A 15,191-nucleotide genomic window follows, 5' to 3' on the forward strand; every position below is an offset into this window, starting at 1 on the left:
GATTTGAGCAAGGATACGAAAAACTTGGCCGTCAAACGTTCGAACATCGTGTGGGTCGTCCTGCTCGCGATTGCCGGTATCCTTGTGGCCGCCTGGGTAGATGGGGGCGAAGAGCCGCTGCGCACGATCAAGCAGCCGGTCGAGCTGCCGGAGGGCACGCTATGAGCCGCGGCCTGCTGCTGGCCGGCGCGGCGCTGGTCGTTTCCTCGACCGTGGTTTTTGCGCAGCGTGCGCCGGAAAGCATCCTGCCGCCTGCGCAGGAAGCGGCAACGGAAACACCGACACCCGCGCCAGCACCGGCACAACCCGATCCCGAGGGGGCGGTGGTGCAACCGGTGCCCTCGGCGCCGACGCCTGTCGATACCTCGGGCGTGGATTTGTCCGACATCCCCTCGGCTGCCGAGCTCGAAGCCATGACGACGGAAGAGCTGGACGATCTGTTCGGGCTCAAGCCGCGCTACGACATTCCGCCCGCCGCGCGCCGGTCGACCGAACAGATCGGTGTGGTGTCGGTCGAAGAAGGCGGCCTTCCCGTTGCTTCGCTCGCGCGCCAGCCGGCCTCGCTCGTGCGCGCGGCTTTGGAGGCGAGCGAAGGGTCGGTCATTTCGCGTTGGGGTCATATCCTCCTGCGCCGCACCCTTGCCAGCCGTCTGGTCGCGCCCGAAGGCATGAACCCTGTCGAATTCGCTGCTCTGCGCGCATCCATGCTGAATGCAATGGGCGAACACGCGGCAGCGCGCGCGCTGGTGCAGGATGTCGACACGGCGAATTACAACGGCGCGCTGACCAACGCGGCGCTCAGAGCCTATCTCGGCACGGCCGATATTGTCGGCGCCTGCCCGGTAGTGCGGCTCGACGGCGTCGATGGAGAGGGTCTGCAATGGTCGATGTTCGAAGGCATTTGCTCCGCCTATGCCGGTGAAACGACTTCGGCGCAGAACGATTTGCGCCGCCTGTTCAGCCGCGCCGCTGAAGCCGACCAGATCGACGTGTTGCTGGCTCAACGTTTCGCAGGGGCCGCGGGGCAGGGGCGCCGTGCGGTGACGATCGAGTGGGACGGGGTCGAGGAGATGAACCCCTGGCGGTTTGCGCTGGCCAATGCGCTGGGCGAGCCGATCCCGGAAAACCTGTCCGAAGACCTCGGGCCCTATTATCGCAAGTCCTCCGCGTTGATCCCCGCGCTGCCCGTGGCGCAGCGCCTTGGCGGGGCGGACGATGCCGCGGAAGAGGGCATCCTCTCGGCCCGCGCGATGGTGGACCTTTATTCGCAGCTTTATGCAGCGCGCGAAGAGCAGGAGGACGATGCAGCCGTGGCGCTCTCCACCCGCCTGCGCGATGCCTATACCGACCCGTCACCCTCGGCGCGTCTTGCCGCGATAAAGGATGTCTGGGGCAATGACCCTTCGGCCTACGGGCGACTGGTCTTGACCGCTTATGCCGCCGCGCGCCTGACGCCGAGTGAGGATTTCGAAGAGGATGCGGGCGCGCTGATCGCCTCGATGCTCACCGCCGGGCTCGACCGGGACGCAATGCGCTGGTCGGGCGTGGTCGACGAAGGTTCGGTCGGCTGGGCGCTGCTGGCGCTCGCCAATCCGCAAGGAGGACAGGTGAGCGACGGCCAGCTCGACAGCTTCCAGGATGCGGACGATACAAGCGGGAAACGCAAATCGCGCATGCTGCTGGCGGGCCTGGCCGGGCTTGGCCGGACGGATGCGGACAATATCGCCGAATACAGCGAGCGACTGGGCGTGAACCTGTCCGCGCCGACGGCCTGGACGCGGATGATCGACAAGGCGGCCGAGGCGGGCAATCCCGCGCTGGTCTCAATTCTTGCCGGGCTTGGCATGCAGGGCACGGACTGGGACCAGATGACCGCGCGCCATCTCTATCACATCGTCTCGGCCTTGAACCGTGTCGGGCTGGAGGCCGAGGCCCGGATGATCGCCGCGGAGGCGGTCGCGCGCGCCTGACGGTTCGAGTGACCGGGGGCCGATGAGCGATATCGACGATTTCCTCGCCATGCTCGCTGCCGAACGCGGCGCGGCGCGCAACACGCTGCTCGCCTATGGGCGCGATCTAAACCAGGCGGAGGAATTGTTGGGCGAGAAGTTGGCGGGTGCCACTCCGGCGCAATTGGCGAAGCTGGGGCAGGGCTGGTCGTCGCTGGCACCGGCGACGCTGGCGCGCAAGATTTCGGCGCTGCGGCAGTTCTTCGGTTTTCTCGTCGACGAGGGTGAGCGCGAGGACGATCCGACTTACGCCCTTCCGCGGCCCGCGACCCGTCGCCCATTGCCCAAGATTTTGTCCCACGCGCAGGTCGAGGCGCTGTTCGGCCGCGCCGAGGACGAAGCGGCGAGCGACCGGCCGCAAGCCGTGCGCCTCCTCGCCATGCTCGAACTGCTTTACGGTTCGGGCCTGCGCGCTAGCGAACTTGTCTCGCTTCCGCTCTCGGCGGTCCCGCGCGACGAGCCCTTTCTCACGGTGACGGGGAAGGGCGGACAGGCGCGACTGGTCCCTGTCAGCACGCGCGCCAAGCAGGCGCTTTCGCGCTGGCTGGCGCTCCGGCCGACAGGCTCGAACTACCTGTTCCCATCGCGAAGCGGCCATCTGACCCGCATCCGGCTCTACCAGATGCTCAAGGAACTGGCAGTGCGCGCCGATCTGCCGCCGGAAAAGCTGAGCCCCCATGTCCTGCGCCACGCCTTTGCGACCCATTTGCTGGAGGGCGGGGCGGATCTGCGCGCGCTCCAGACCCTGCTCGGCCATGCGGACATCGCGACCACGCAGATCTACACGCATGTCGATGCCGCGCGGCTCGTAAAGCTGGTCAACGAGCGTCACCCGCTTGCGCAAGGAAGCCGTAGCGACTAGCGGCTAGGCCATGGTTTCCTATCTCGAATTCGAAAAACCGGTCGCCGAGCTTGAACAGCGTATCGCCGAACTGCGCGCCGCCTCCGAAGGCGACGATGTCGACATCTCGAACGAGTTGCGGCGTCTCGAGGTCAAGAGCAGCACGCTGCTCGAGACGACCTATGAATCGCTGTCGCCGTGGCAGAAGACGCAGGTCGCGCGGCATCCTTCGCGGCCGCATTTCCGCGACTATGTGGAACACGCCTTCGAGGAATTCATGCCCTTGGGCGGCGATCGCAATTTCGCCGAGGACGAGGCGATCATGGGCGGCTTTGCCAAGCTTAATGGCCGCAAAGTGGTGCTGATCGGGCACGAGAAGGGCAACGATACCGCCAGCCGCATCCGGCACAATTTCGGCATGGGCAAGCCCGAAGGCTATCGCAAGGCGATTCGCCTGATGGAACTGGCCGACCGTTTCGGCCTGCCGGTGGTGACGCTGGTCGATACGTCGGGTGCGTTTCCGGGCGTGGAAGCCGAAGAGCGCGGACAGGCGGAAGCCATTGCCCGCTCGACCGAGGCCTGCCTCGCGCTGGGTGTGCCGATGGTGGCCAGCATCGTGGGCGAGGGCGGTTCGGGCGGCGCCGTGGCGCTGGCGAGCGCGGAGCGCGTGCTGATGCTCGAACACGCGGTCTATTCGGTGATTTCGCCCGAAGGCTGCGCTTCGATCCTGTGGCGTACGGCCGAAAAGGCGCCCGACGCGGCTGAAGCGATGAAGATCACCGCGCAGAATCTCGAAAAGCTCGGCGTGATTGATCGCATCGTCAAGGAACCGGTCGGTGGGGCCCATCGCGATCCTGCTGGCGCGGCCAAGGCGCTGGGCGAAGCGATCGGCGAGGAGCTCGACATGCTTTCGCGCCACGCCCCCGACGAACTGCGGCGGATGCGCGAAGAACGTTTCCTCACCATGGCGGGCTGACACAGCCCCCCGTTCGAATTGCGGCGGGAACAAAGCCGCCGCTGCCCAAGTTTCTCTTTGCATAGACAGAACTTACGGGCGTGAGGGCATGAGCTCCTGCGCGCCTTTGCAAGGGGAGCCTGCCTTAATGCCCAGCTTCAAATCACTCGCCGCCGCGTCGACCGCGATGGCCTCTTTCGCCCTTGCCGGATGCGCCGCGCTGCCCGGTGGCGGGAACATTCCCGGATCGAATGCGCCGATCACGCAGAGCGAAGCGCAGATCGGTGCCGAAGCCCACCCGCAGCTGCTCGCCGAATTCGGCGGCGCGATGAGCGGGCCGCAGGCGCAATATGTCGAGCAGGTGGGCAAGACCATCGCCGTCCAATCGGGCCTTGGCAACGCGCGTGACAGCTTCACTGTCAGCCTCGTCAACAGTCCGGTAAACAACGCCTTCGCCATTCCCGGCGGCTATATCTACACCACGCGCCAGCTCGTCACGCTGATGAACAACGAGGCGGAACTGGCCGGCGTGCTCGGCCATGAAGTCGCTCACGTCGCGCTGCGCCATTCGCAGCGCCGCCAGGCGGCCGCCCAGCGCAACTCGCTGCTCGGTGCGGCGGGCGCGATTCTGTCGAGCGTGCTTCTCGGCGGCAATCCGCTCGGCCAGCAGCTTGGACAGGCCGCGCTGCAGGGCTCGCAGATGCTGACGCTGAAGTTCTCGCGCAGCCAAGAGCTGGAAGCGGATACCGCCGGCATCCAGTACCTGAACTCGGCCGGCTACGACCCGCGTGCCATGGCGACCGTGCTCGCCAGCCTCGCGGCGCAGAACGCACTCGATGCGCGCCTTCAGGGCCGCGACGATGCGCGTCTTCCCGAATGGGCTTCGACCCACCCCGATCCAGCCAGCCGCGTGCAGACCGCGCTGAGCCAAGCACAGGGCGCCTCGGGTGTAACGAATCGTGACACCTTCCTCAGCCGGATCGACGGACTGACGTATGGCGACGATCCCGAGCAGGGCATTGTCGAAGGACGCCAGTTCATCCATCCGGACCTGCGCCTCGCCTTTACCGCTCCGCAGGGTTTCTACATGGTCAACGGCACCCGTGCGGTGACGATCAACGGCCAGAGCGGGAAGGCGCAGTTCACGCTCGCGCCCTACAACGGCAATCTGCAGACCTATGTGAACAGCGTATTCGCGGGACTCAGCGAGCAGCAGCAGATTCGCCCCTCGAGCATCCAGACGACGACCGTTAACGGTCTGCCCGCTGCTTATGGCACCGCGCGGGTCAACAACGGCAGTAGCCAAGTCGACGTGACGGTGTTCGCCTATGAGTTCTCGAACGACCGCGCCTACCACTTCCTCGCGCTCACTCCGGCGGGACAGTCGGGGACATTCAACAGCCTGTTCTCGTCAATGCGCCGCGTGTCGGCTCAGGAAGCCGCAAACGTCGTGCCGCGCGTGTTGGATGTGATTACGGTAGGCAGCGGCGATTCGGTCGCCAGCCTGTCGCGCCGGATGGCGTATTCAAATGCGCAGGAGGAACGTTTCCGCGTCCTCAATGGCCTTGCCGCGGGCGAGGGTGTGCGCGCCGGGCAGAAGGTCAAGATTGTTTTGCGAGGACGCTAGGAGCGCTTCGCGGTCGCACTTGGTCGATGGAGCAGGCAAAAGAAAAGGCGGCGAGGTTACCCTCGCCGCCTTTCCTGTAGCGTGTCGCCGTCGATTAGACGTTGGCGTTGTTCGCAGTCGACATTGCGCTCGAAACGGTGTTGAACGTGGTGGTCAGTTCGCCACCGAGGCTCTGCATGGCGGTGATCGCAGCAACGGCGATCAGAGCAGCGATGAGGCCGTATTCGATTGCGGTTGCGCCTTCTTCGTTACGACGCAGCTTGTTGATGAACTTCATAATATGTCTCCTGGTTCAGTCTTCGGTACCCGACTCTCACCGCGTCCTAACGGCTTGAGCTATCCTTGCTTTTGATGCCGACTGGTTGATAAATCCCTAACTCAGTTGGCAAATTTTTCAGACCGTGGGCCGCGCTGCAGACACGGCCGAGCTGACCGTGTTCCACATATCGATGGTGGTTTCACCGAAGGTCGAAACCGCCCCCATGATCGATACAAAAATCAAAGCGAGGATCAGCCCGTACTCGACAGCGGTCGCACCCCGTTCGTCGTGTCCCAGTTTTTTCAGAAATTGGACCACTTGGTTTGCCCCCAATGTCAATTCGTAGCTGACACCCTTGATTTAGTCCGGCAGGTCTTAAGAAAGTCTTTCGAGGATCGAGTAGTTTGGAAAATAATCCGACATGGATGCCTGTCATCGCTTTGGCCCTGCACGATGGAAAGGGGCGCTGGCTGATGCATCGAAGGCCCGATCACAAGCAGCACGGCGGCCTGTGGGAATTCCCCGGAGGCAAGGTCGAACCGGGCGAAACTCCCGCAATCGCGTTGATTCGCGAGATCGAGGAGGAGCTGGCCATCGCGATCCCTCGCGCCGCTCTGGTCCCGGCAGGGTTCGCCGAGGAAGAGGAAAGCGCGCGCGAATGCCCGATTGTCATACTGCTTTACACCTGCGGGCAATGGAAGGGTGAGGCCGAGGCGCTCGAAGGGGGTGAGATCGGGTGGTTCGCACCGGATGAGGTGGCCGCTCTCGCCAAACCGCCGCTCGATCGGGTGCTGTCGTCCATTCTCTTTCAAAAAAGGTCCGATTAGGTGTTGCCAAGGTTCGATCCCCTGCCTATGTGCCGCCCTCCAACGCGCCAGTAGCTCAGCTGGATAGAGTACCTGACTACGAATCAGGCGGTCGGAGGTTCGAATCCTTCCTGGCGCGCCATTAAAGGCCATCCCTCGCAAGAGGGGTGGCCTTTAATGGTTCTGCCGTATGGAAGATTGGAAATTCGGACTCGGAGCGCCGCAGGCGACGAGACGGGGCGGGCGCGCAGCGACCGGCCCAATCCTTCCCGGCCCGCGTGCCACCCGACCCTTCGAATCGACCATCTCCTGACGCGCTCCCTCCGTGCCCCGAAGGTGTGACGGATTCGTGCAACACCGGTTAACCAAAAGCTCCGGGGGACATCATAGGACGTGGTGAACCGGCGAGAATCCGGTACCTACCTGCCTCGCACCTGCGACTCGAGGCTTGGGGACAAAGCCGTCGCTGGTGGGAAGGGGCTGAACCATGACACACAGGTCGCATCACGTTTCGGCAAGCGCGGGGGCCCGCGCCGAGTTCCATTCGACGAAGGAGGCCTGCCATGCGCGCTGAGCTTCCGCAGTCGACCGAACAGGGGAGGGGGTCGTTCTGGGCCTGCCTCGCGAAGCCGGGCCTCGTCGCCCAGCTTAGCGAACCCGAGCGTCAAGAGGAACGCGATCGCCGCGATCCGAGGGACTGACGCCTAATCGGCATCATCCTCCAGCGCGTGCATGTCGTCGTCGCTGAAACCGAAATGATGGCCCGCCTCGTGGATCACCACGTGGCGCACGAGATCGTCCATCCGCACGCAGGTCTCGCGCCATTCGGCGATCAGCGGCTGGCGGAACAGCCAGATCCGCGCCGGCATCCGGTGGCTTTCCCATATCGAACGGTCGGGTAGTGCCTCGCCTTCGTAGAGGCCGGTCAGTTCCCACTTGTCGGAAAGCTCGACCGATTCGAGCTGATCGGGCGTGGCGAAATCCTCCACCCGCAGCACGATCTCGCCCATCTGCGTGCGGAACTCCTCCGGCAGCGCGGCGACGACCCTTTCGGCCATCAGCTGCATCTGTTCCTGCGTCGGCCCGGTTCGCTCATGCATCATGCCCCCGATATGCGGTGCGCGAGGCCGGGCTTCAAGCGCGCACGGAACCGGCTCCGCTCCCGCCTGTTCTGCAAGGGCAAAGGAGAAAACCGGACATGGCCGATACCAAAGAGATCTTCGACCGCCTGAAAAAGGATCACGACAAGCATCGCGAGCTGCTCGACAAGCTGATGAAGACCAGCGGTGACAGCGAGGAACGCAAATCGCTGTTCGAAGAGCTCACCAAAGAACTGAAGTCGCACGCTGCGGCAGAGGAACAGGCGCTCTATTCGACCATGCTGAGGAAGCCGCCCACCACTGACGAAACGCGCCATTCGGTGGCCGAACATCACGAGATCGAGGAAGCGCTCAATGATCTGGCCGCCACCGACATGTCCGAAGGCGGCTGGCTGACCAAGTTCAACACCTTCGACCACGACTACCGCCACCACATCGACGAGGAAGAGGAAGAACATTTCCCCGACTTCGCCAAGCACCTCACCGAAGAGGACATGGAGCACATGCGTTCGGTCTTCGAACGTCGGAAGCAGGAAGAGAAGGCCGAGGCCGAGATCACGCCCGAAAAGAAAGAGGAAGCCAAGGAATAGGCATGGGCGAGGGGGCGAAGGACAAAACCGAAGACCCCAGCTGCACTTCGCAGCTGGAGCCCGGCGTAGAGCCGGGCGTCTGGCGCTACGAGAAGGTCAGCCGCGCCAGCGTCATCATCGATGCGGCGGATTATTTCGCTTTCATGCAGGAGGCGATGCTCAACACGCGTCGCCGCCTGCTTCTGATTGGCTGGGATTTCGATACCCGCATCCATCTCGACCGCGGGCGGCGCTGGTGGCAAAGACCGTGGAAGCGCAGCTATCCGAGGCGGCTCGGCAGCTTCATCGCGTGGCTGGCGCGCAACCGGCCCAAGCTCGACATCCGCATTCTAAAGTGGAACTTCAGCATCTTCACCATGCCGACGCGCGCCACCATGCTGTGGGACTTGGCGCGCTGGGTTCGGCATAGCCGCATCAACTTCAAGTTCGACACCGCGCATCCTGTCGGCTGCAGCCACCACCAGAAAATCGCCGTGCTCGACGGGCAGGTGGCGGTATGCGGAGGCATCGACATGACGGTCAAGCGCTGGGACACGCGCGATCATCCCGAACACAGCGATAAGCGCAAGACACCCAACGGCCGAAGCTACGACCCCTGGCACGATGCCACGATGATGCTCGAGGGTGATGCGGCGAAGGCGTTGGAGGAGCTGGGCGAGGACCGCTGGACCTGCGCCGGTGGAACTCCGCTGCCCGATTACGAGGACAGCCCCGGTTCGCCGTGGCCCGACGCGCTCGATGCGCAGTTCGAGAATGTCGAGGTCGGCATCGCCCGCACCCGCGCCGCCTATCGCGATTGGGATGGCGTCGACGAGATCGAGCAGCTTTACATGCAGCACATCAAGCGCGCCAAGCACTTCATCTATGCCGAGAGCCAGTACTTCGCCTCGCGCGCGATTGCCGAAGCGATACTCGACCGCGTGCAGGAGGAAGACCCGCCCGAAATCGTCATCGTCCATCCCGCACACGCCGACGGCTGGCTGGAACAGCAGGCAATGGACCACGCCCGCGCCGAACTGGTGCGCTGCATTGAGGAGGCCGATCACAAGGGCCGCTTCAGCATCTGGAACCCCTATTCGGGCGAGACCGCCATCTATGTCCATGCGAAAATCATGGTGGTGGACGACGATATCCTGCGCATCGGCTCGGCCAATATGAACAACCGCTCGATGGGCCTCGACAGCGAATGCGATGTCTTCATCGACAAGACGCGCGCCGGCAACGAGCATACGGGCGATGCCATCAGGGCCATCCGCTACTCGCTGCTCGCCGAACATTGCGGGCTGGAAGAGGACGAGATCGGCGACCATTTGTCGCGCCACGGCTCGATGGCGTCGATGATCGACCACTCCATCAGCGAGAACGGTCGTAACCTGCTGCGCTATCATCCGCCCGAACTGAACGGGGCGGAAGAAACGCTTGCACACAGCGGGCTGCTCGACCCCGAAGACCCCGACGACATGTTCGAGCCGTTTGCAAAGGGCGGCCTTTTGCGCAAGGGAGGCCGCCTCCACCGCATGCGCGAAAAGTTCAGAAGGAAAAACGGCACGTGAGCAGCCTGGTCGGCCCCGACGAAGACGATCCCCGCGGCAAGCCCCCGGTCCCCGAACATGTGCAGGACGCGATCCGCACGCTGATCGAGTGGACCGGTGACGATCCGACCCGCGAAGGCCTGCTCGATACACCCGCCCGTGTCGCGCGCGCATGGAAGGAATATTGCCTCGGCTATACCGAGGACCCGGCCGTGCACCTCGGCCGCGTGTTCGAGGAAGTGGGCGGCTATAACGAGATCGTCCTGCTGAAGGACATCCCCTTCCAGTCGCATTGCGAACACCACATGGCCCCCATCCACGGCAAGGCGGCGATCGCCTATCTGCCGAACGATCGCGTGGTCGGCATCTCCAAGCTCGCCCGCGTGCTTCACGGCTTCGCCCGCCGCCTGCAGGTGCAGGAGCGCCTGACCGCAGAGGTCGCCGATTGCATCTGGGAAAACCTCCAGCCGCAGGGCGTCGCCGTGGTGATCGACGCCCAGCATGCCTGCATGACCGCCCGCGGCGTGCGCACACCGGGCGTCGGCATGGTCACCAGCCGCATGATGGGCACCTTCCTCGAAGACCAGCGCAGCCGCAAGGAAGTTCTGAGCTTGATGGGCTATGGCTGAATAGAGGCGATAAGCGCCGAAACGCGGTTATTCCGCTAGAGCGTAGCTTGCGATACTATCAGCTTGCGGCAGCGTCCATCGGCCCGTTAGTCAGCGGCATCCTAAAGGTGAACCGCGTCTCCCTATCCGTTGAACTGACGTCGATTGTACCGTCATGGGCTTTGGCGACCTCGGAAACGATAAAAAGTCCAAGGCCCAACCCGTTTCGGCTGGGCCGGGTTTCCGCACGGAAAAACGGCTGAAAAAGCCGGTCGAGAGCCTTCTGGGGAATCGCCTCCCCGGCATTTGAAACCGACAATACAAATTCCGAATTTTCTGTTCTGGCTTCAAATCGAACCGGTTGCTCTATGGACCCATGGGTCACCGCATTGGAAAGAAGATTTGAGGCGAGTTGCGCGATCCTGCGTCGATCGCAGGACACGGAACCTTCGATTTCGATGATTGCGTCGACAGGTTGTTCCGGCGAAATCGCACGGATTTCCGCAATGACTTGTTCCAATACCGGCAAAAGGTTTGCCTCAGGATCCCGCTCTAGCACCAACCCGCCTCCGAGAGTTCCGCGCGCCAAATCGAGCGTATCGTCGACCAGCGCGGACGCCCGCTCCACACTCATTTCTATTTCCGAAAGAACAAGCTCACCTCGTTCACTAAGCTCCTCACTACGCCGCAGCATTCTTCCACCGGCAGCTATCGCTGCCAGCGGATTACGAAGATCGTGTCCCAGCACGGCGATGAACTGCTCTCGAACCACAGCAGCCTCTTGTTGAGCCTTGCTTTCTGCCTCTGCTCTCAGCTGCGCTTCGAGCAGGCTGCGCTCATACGTACGCCGGTCGACCGCCTTGAACATGGTTAGTCTTGTGAAGTGATGCTTTCCATCACTGCCGCGCTTCTCGGCGGCATTCGCAATGGTTGGAATCTTGTCGCCCTTCGCGGTCACTAAATCCAAAGCGATTTCGTGCACATGCCCCTGCATTCGGAGCAAGGGGGCAATATGGGTTTCCAAAGCGATGCGACCGCCGAAACCCAAAATATCGTGAATGGATTGTCCATGTAGATCTTGTGTGTCCGACCCGATCCATTCGGCAAGCGTGCGATTTACTCTAACGATCGTGCCATCGGGCGACATGGAGAGGTAGCCGCAGGGAGCGGTCTCATAGAGATCTTCCAAATCTTCTGCTGGCAGATATTCAGACAAAGCTGCGGATCGCAGCGATTACTTCATCCGGTGCGCTGAGATGGGGGCAGTGACCAGTGGCTTCGAGCAAACGATACTCGCTGTTTGCCAGACCGGCATGGACATATTCGCCGACTTCGACCGGTGCGATGATGTCGTCGCTGCACTGAAGCACGAGAGTGCGGACGGAAACGGCCGCGAGGTCGTCGCGGTTGTCGGAGAGAAAGGTAACGCGCGCAAAATCTCGCGCAATTTCCGGGTCGGTCCGGCAAAAGCTGTTCTCCAGCCGCTTACCCAATTCCGGCCGATCCGGGTTACCCATGATTGGAGCCGCCATCGCAGCCGACCAACCGAGGTGATTATCGGCGAGAAATTCGAGCAGTTCATCGATTTGTGCCCTCGAAAAACCACCGCGATAGCCTTCCGCATCAATATAGCGGGGCGAAGGGCCGACCATTACGAGGTCCGAGAACATGCCGGGGGCCTTGGATGAGGCGAGAGCTCCGATCATCCCGCTTACCGAATGTCCGACGAATACGGCATCTCGCAGACCCAGAGCCTGCCCAATTTCCACAACGTCATCGGCGTAATTTGATAGGCTCGAATAGCGCTCAGCCGAGTAGGCCGTGAGATCGGACTGTCCGTGTCCGACATAGTCGAACAGGACGACGCGGAAATCCTGCTCGAAAGTACGAGCCACCAATTCCCACATCGTGTGATCACAGCCAAATCCATGCGCGAACATCATCGTCCGTTGGCCGGCGCCGGTCACCACCACATTGTTTCGCCGGAAAATCGATTTAGCAGAGGGCCCCATACGCTAAGCTTAGCCGAACGAGGCCCGCCAGGGAAGCGCGACATTCGATTTGGCGCTTGACTGCGTTCTGCCAGGATGACGTCCCCTAGTGCGACGAACGCCGACAAGAAACGCCCCGCCGTGCCTGTTGGCAGGGCGGGGCGCTTATTCATCCATCAGGACGTGTGCGGCCTACATCTGGCCGAGCATGTGTTCCGCGCTCGAGACCGAGAAATCGCCCGGGGCTTCGACGTTGAGCTGCTTTACCACGCCGTCTTCGACCAGCATCGAATAGCGCTGGCTTCGGTGGCCCATGCCGAAGCCGGTAAAATCGGCATCGAGGCCGGTTTCCTTGGCGAATTCGCCATTGCCGTCGGCCAGCATGGTGATGTCGTCGCTGCCCGCGCTCTGCTTCCACGCGCCCATGACGAAAGCGTCGTTGACCGAGGTCGCGACGATCTCGTCCACGCCCTTGGCTTTGAGTTCGTCGGCCTTGTCGACAAAGCCGGGCAGGTGCTTGGCGGAGCAGGTGGGAGTGAAGGCGCCGGGAACGGCGAAGAGCGCCACGGTCTTGCCGGCGAAATAATCGGATGACTGCACCTGCTCGGGGCCTTCGGCAGTCGCCTTGACCAGCTTCACGTCGGGCAGGCGGTCGCCTACAGCGATTGTCATATGTTAAAACTCCTGTGTCTTTCCGTCCACACCCAGCATCTAGTGAGATGGGCCGTGCATGCAAGGGCGGCGGATGGTTAACCGCGGTTTACTTTGCAGGTTTAAATTTTCGTAAATCCTTTGCACCCACACTCTCCTCAACAGGCACGGGACGCCTGTCAGACGGGAGTACATGGGACATGTTCAAGAAGACGATTGCAGCCGCCGCGACGGCCGCTGCCCTTATGATGACGCCGACCACCGCTGCTGCTGCGAGCCAGGACGAACAGGTCCGCAAGCTCGACATCATGCTGATGGTCACCTCGCTTCGCTGCCGCATGGGCTCGGACGATTTCCAGCCGCAGTACCGCAAGTTCTCGGCCAGCCACATTACGGCTCTGAACGCGGCCGCACGCCGCCTCGAGAGCGGTCTTGTCGCTCGACACGGGAAGAAGGGTGCCAAGCGCGCTCTCGACCGCATCAGCGTCGGCATGGCCAACCAGTATGGCCAGGGCCACCCCTGGCTCGGCTGCGCCGAACTGAAGGAAATCACCACCGACCTGGCGCAGACCAAGGATTCGGCGGTACTCGCCCAGGCAGCCGGCGAGCTGCTGGGAACGGCGCCGCGCAGCGGGGGGCGCTGGGCACGGCGTTAAGGCCTTTCGGGATCGTATGACCGGGAGGGCTTGGGGCTAGCTTGCCCTGTCGGTGACGAAAGGCTAGGGGCGGCGCCAGATTGGTGCCGCCCTTTACGCATGCGCGGTCCATTTTCTCGAACGTGTAATTCTATCAAAAACAAAGGACCAACCGTGGCCCAGTTCAACGACTACGTCATCAAGGACATTTCGCTTGCCGATTACGGCCGCGAGGAAATCCGTATCGCCGAAACGGAAATGCCGGGCCTGATGGCCACGCGCGAGGAATATGGCGACGCGCAGCCGCTCAAGGGCGCCCGCATTGTCGGCTCGCTGCACATGACGATCCAGACCGCGGTGCTGATCGAAACGCTGGTCGCACTGGGCGCCGAAGTGCGCTGGGCGACCTGCAACATCTACTCGACGCAGGATCATGCGGCTGCCGCGATTGCCGCGCAGGACATCCCCGTTTTCGCCGTGAAGGGCGAGAGCCTGGCCGATTACTGGGACTACGTCGGCAAGATCTTCGACTGGTCGAGCGAGGCCGATGAAGACCTCACCGCCAACCTGATCCTCGACGACGGCGGCGACGCCACTGCGTTCGCCCTGTGGGGTGCGCGTATCGAGGCGGGCGAGGAAATGCCCGCCCCGACCAACGCCGAAGAAATCGAGATGCAGCGCGCGCTGAAGGACTTCCTCAAGCGCAAGCCGGGCTACCTCACCCAGTCGGTGAAGGCGATCAAGGGTGTTTCGGAAGAAACCACCACGGGCGTCCACCGCCTCTACCATCTCGCCAAGGCCGGCAAGCTGCCGTTCCCCGCAATCAACGTGAACGACAGCGTCACCAAGTCGAAGTTCGACAACCTCTATGGCTGCCGCGAATCGCTGGTCGACGCCATCCGCCGCGCCACCGACGTCATGCTTTCGGGCAAGGTCGCCCTGGTCGCCGGCTTCGGCGATGTCGGCAAGGGCTCGGCCCAGTCGCTGCGCAACGGCGGCGCACGCGTTCTAGTGACCGAAATCGATCCGATCTGCGCCCTGCAGGCCGCAATGGACGGCTTCGAGGTCGTGACCATGGAAGAAGGCGTGAAGCGCGCCGACATCTTCGTCACCACCACCGGTAACGAAGACGTGATCACCGCCGAGCACATGAAGGCGATGAAGCCGATGGCGATCGTCTGCAACATCGGCCACTTCGACAGCGAGATCCAGATTTCGGCGCTCGACAATTACGAGTGGACCGAGCTGAAGCCCGGCACCGACCTGGTGAAATTCCCCGACGGCAAGGAAATCATCGTGCTGGCCAAGGGCCGCCTGGTGAACCTCGCCTGCGCCACCGGTCACCCCAGCTTCGTGATGAGCTGCTCTTTCACCAACCAGGTGCTAGCGCAGATCGAACTGTGGAAGAACACCGACAGCTACCAGAACGACGTCTACGTCCTGCCCAAGAAGCTCGACGAGAAGGTTGCCGCTCTTCACCTCGACAAGCTCGGCGTCCAGCTGACCAAGCTTTCGCAGAGTCAGGCCGACTACATCGGCGTGCCGGTCGAAGGCCCGTTCAAGCCGGAACACTACCGCTACTAGGCG

Annotated in this window: 18 protein-coding genes and 1 tRNA gene; 13 read left to right on the top strand and 6 right to left on the bottom strand. The window is 62.7% G+C overall.

What is annotated here, in order from left to right; genetic code table 11:
- Nucleotides 1-24 precede the first annotated feature (24 nt).
- The 5 genes from ED21_RS15285 to ED21_RS00530 all read left to right on the top strand — a co-directional run bounded on the left by ED21_RS15285 (nt 25) and on the right by ED21_RS00530 (nt 5,432).
- Nucleotides 25-165, top strand: a complete 141-nt coding sequence (locus tag ED21_RS15285; protein WP_156787192.1) for a hypothetical protein — start codon at nt 25-27, stop codon at nt 163-165.
- Nucleotides 162-1,970: a hypothetical protein gene (locus ED21_RS00515; protein ID WP_006831838.1), complete on the top strand. Its 1,809-nt coding sequence runs from the start codon at nt 162-164 to the stop codon at nt 1,968-1,970. The genes ED21_RS15285 and ED21_RS00515 overlap by 4 nt, the downstream gene beginning before the upstream one ends.
- Before the next feature lie 22 nt (nt 1,971-1,992).
- Nucleotides 1,993-2,871: a tyrosine recombinase gene (locus ED21_RS00520; RefSeq protein WP_006831839.1), complete on the top strand. Its 879-nt coding sequence runs from the start codon at nt 1,993-1,995 to the stop codon at nt 2,869-2,871.
- A 10-nt stretch (nt 2,872-2,881) separates the two neighbouring features.
- Nucleotides 2,882-3,826 carry an acetyl-CoA carboxylase carboxyltransferase subunit alpha gene (locus tag ED21_RS00525; RefSeq protein ID WP_006831840.1) on the top strand — a complete coding sequence of 315 codons (945 nt, stop codon included), beginning with the start codon at nt 2,882-2,884 and terminating at the stop codon, nt 3,824-3,826.
- Nucleotides 3,827-3,953: 127 nt separating this feature from the next.
- Nucleotides 3,954-5,432 (top strand): M48 family metalloprotease, encoded by a 1,479-nt coding sequence (locus ED21_RS00530; protein WP_006831841.1) that lies wholly within the window; start codon nt 3,954-3,956, stop codon nt 5,430-5,432.
- A 94-nt stretch (nt 5,433-5,526) separates the two neighbouring features.
- On the opposite strand, the gene ED21_RS00535 is transcribed toward ED21_RS00530, so the two are convergent.
- Nucleotides 5,527-5,709, bottom strand: coding sequence for a Flp family type IVb pilin (locus ED21_RS00535; RefSeq protein WP_006831842.1), 183 nt, complete (start codon nt 5,707-5,709; stop codon nt 5,527-5,529).
- Nucleotides 5,710-5,826: 117 nt separating this feature from the next.
- The gene (locus ED21_RS00540; RefSeq protein ID WP_006831843.1) at nt 5,827-6,009 is read right to left on the bottom strand and encodes a Flp family type IVb pilin; all 183 of its coding nucleotides are present in this window, start codon (nt 6,007-6,009) and stop codon (nt 5,827-5,829) included.
- Between the two features lie 107 nt (nt 6,010-6,116).
- Here ED21_RS00540 and ED21_RS00545 point away from each other — a divergent pair, with 107 nt between their 5' ends.
- The 3 genes from ED21_RS00545 to ED21_RS15290 all read left to right on the top strand — a co-directional run bounded on the left by ED21_RS00545 (nt 6,117) and on the right by ED21_RS15290 (nt 7,198).
- Nucleotides 6,117-6,518, top strand: coding sequence for a (deoxy)nucleoside triphosphate pyrophosphohydrolase (locus tag ED21_RS00545; RefSeq protein ID WP_006831844.1), 402 nt, complete (start codon nt 6,117-6,119; stop codon nt 6,516-6,518).
- 44 nt (nt 6,519-6,562) lie between these two features.
- A tRNA-Arg gene (locus ED21_RS00550) sits at nt 6,563-6,639 on the top strand.
- Between the two features lie 421 nt (nt 6,640-7,060).
- Nucleotides 7,061-7,198, top strand: coding sequence for a hypothetical protein (locus ED21_RS15290; protein WP_006831845.1), 138 nt, complete (start codon nt 7,061-7,063; stop codon nt 7,196-7,198).
- 3 nt (nt 7,199-7,201) lie between these two features.
- Here ED21_RS15290 and ED21_RS00555 read toward each other — a convergent pair whose 3' ends face one another.
- Nucleotides 7,202-7,600: a metallopeptidase family protein gene (locus ED21_RS00555; RefSeq protein ID WP_006831846.1), complete on the bottom strand. Its 399-nt coding sequence runs from the start codon at nt 7,598-7,600 to the stop codon at nt 7,202-7,204.
- Nucleotides 7,601-7,695: 95 nt separating this feature from the next.
- Between ED21_RS00555 and ED21_RS00560 the strand changes: the two genes are divergently transcribed.
- The 3 genes from ED21_RS00560 to folE are packed head-to-tail and all read left to right on the top strand — an operon-like array spanning nt 7,696 to nt 10,348.
- The gene (locus ED21_RS00560; protein ID WP_006831847.1) at nt 7,696-8,187 is read left to right on the top strand and encodes a hemerythrin domain-containing protein; all 492 of its coding nucleotides are present in this window, start codon (nt 7,696-7,698) and stop codon (nt 8,185-8,187) included.
- 2 nt (nt 8,188-8,189) lie between these two features.
- Entirely contained in the window at nt 8,190-9,740 is a 1,551-nt protein-coding gene (locus tag ED21_RS00565) for a phospholipase D-like domain-containing protein (RefSeq protein ID WP_006831848.1), read from the top strand.
- Nucleotides 9,737-10,348 carry a GTP cyclohydrolase I FolE gene (folE, locus tag ED21_RS00570; RefSeq protein WP_006831849.1) on the top strand — a complete coding sequence of 204 codons (612 nt, stop codon included), beginning with the start codon at nt 9,737-9,739 and terminating at the stop codon, nt 10,346-10,348. The genes ED21_RS00565 and folE overlap by 4 nt, the downstream gene beginning before the upstream one ends.
- 58 nt (nt 10,349-10,406) lie before the next feature.
- On the opposite strand, the gene ED21_RS00575 is transcribed toward folE, so the two are convergent.
- The 3 genes from ED21_RS00575 to ED21_RS00585 all read right to left on the bottom strand — a co-directional run bounded on the left by ED21_RS00575 (nt 10,407) and on the right by ED21_RS00585 (nt 12,990).
- Complete coding sequence (locus ED21_RS00575) at nt 10,407-11,543, bottom strand: PAS domain-containing sensor histidine kinase (RefSeq protein ID WP_034920877.1); 1,137 nt, start codon at nt 11,541-11,543, stop codon at nt 10,407-10,409.
- Nucleotides 11,536-12,300 (bottom strand): alpha/beta fold hydrolase, encoded by a 765-nt coding sequence (locus tag ED21_RS00580; RefSeq protein WP_006831851.1) that lies wholly within the window; start codon nt 12,298-12,300, stop codon nt 11,536-11,538. Before ED21_RS00580 ends, ED21_RS00575 begins: the two co-directional genes overlap by 8 nt.
- 210 nt (nt 12,301-12,510) lie before the next feature.
- Nucleotides 12,511-12,990, bottom strand: coding sequence for a peroxiredoxin (locus ED21_RS00585; protein ID WP_006831852.1), 480 nt, complete (start codon nt 12,988-12,990; stop codon nt 12,511-12,513).
- A 179-nt stretch (nt 12,991-13,169) separates the two neighbouring features.
- Between ED21_RS00585 and ED21_RS00590 the strand changes: the two genes are divergently transcribed.
- Both ED21_RS00590 and ahcY read left to right on the top strand, forming a co-directional pair.
- Nucleotides 13,170-13,625: a hypothetical protein gene (locus ED21_RS00590; RefSeq protein ID WP_006831853.1), complete on the top strand. Its 456-nt coding sequence runs from the start codon at nt 13,170-13,172 to the stop codon at nt 13,623-13,625.
- A 99-nt stretch (nt 13,626-13,724) separates the two neighbouring features.
- Nucleotides 13,725-15,188 carry an adenosylhomocysteinase gene (ahcY, locus tag ED21_RS00595; protein WP_083800343.1) on the top strand — a complete coding sequence of 488 codons (1,464 nt, stop codon included), beginning with the start codon at nt 13,725-13,727 and terminating at the stop codon, nt 15,186-15,188.
- The last annotated feature ends 3 nt before the right edge of the window (nt 15,189-15,191 follow it).

It is taken from the genome of Erythrobacter sp. SD-21 (assembly GCF_000181515.1).
Taxonomy (GTDB): domain Bacteria; phylum Pseudomonadota; class Alphaproteobacteria; order Sphingomonadales; family Sphingomonadaceae; genus Qipengyuania.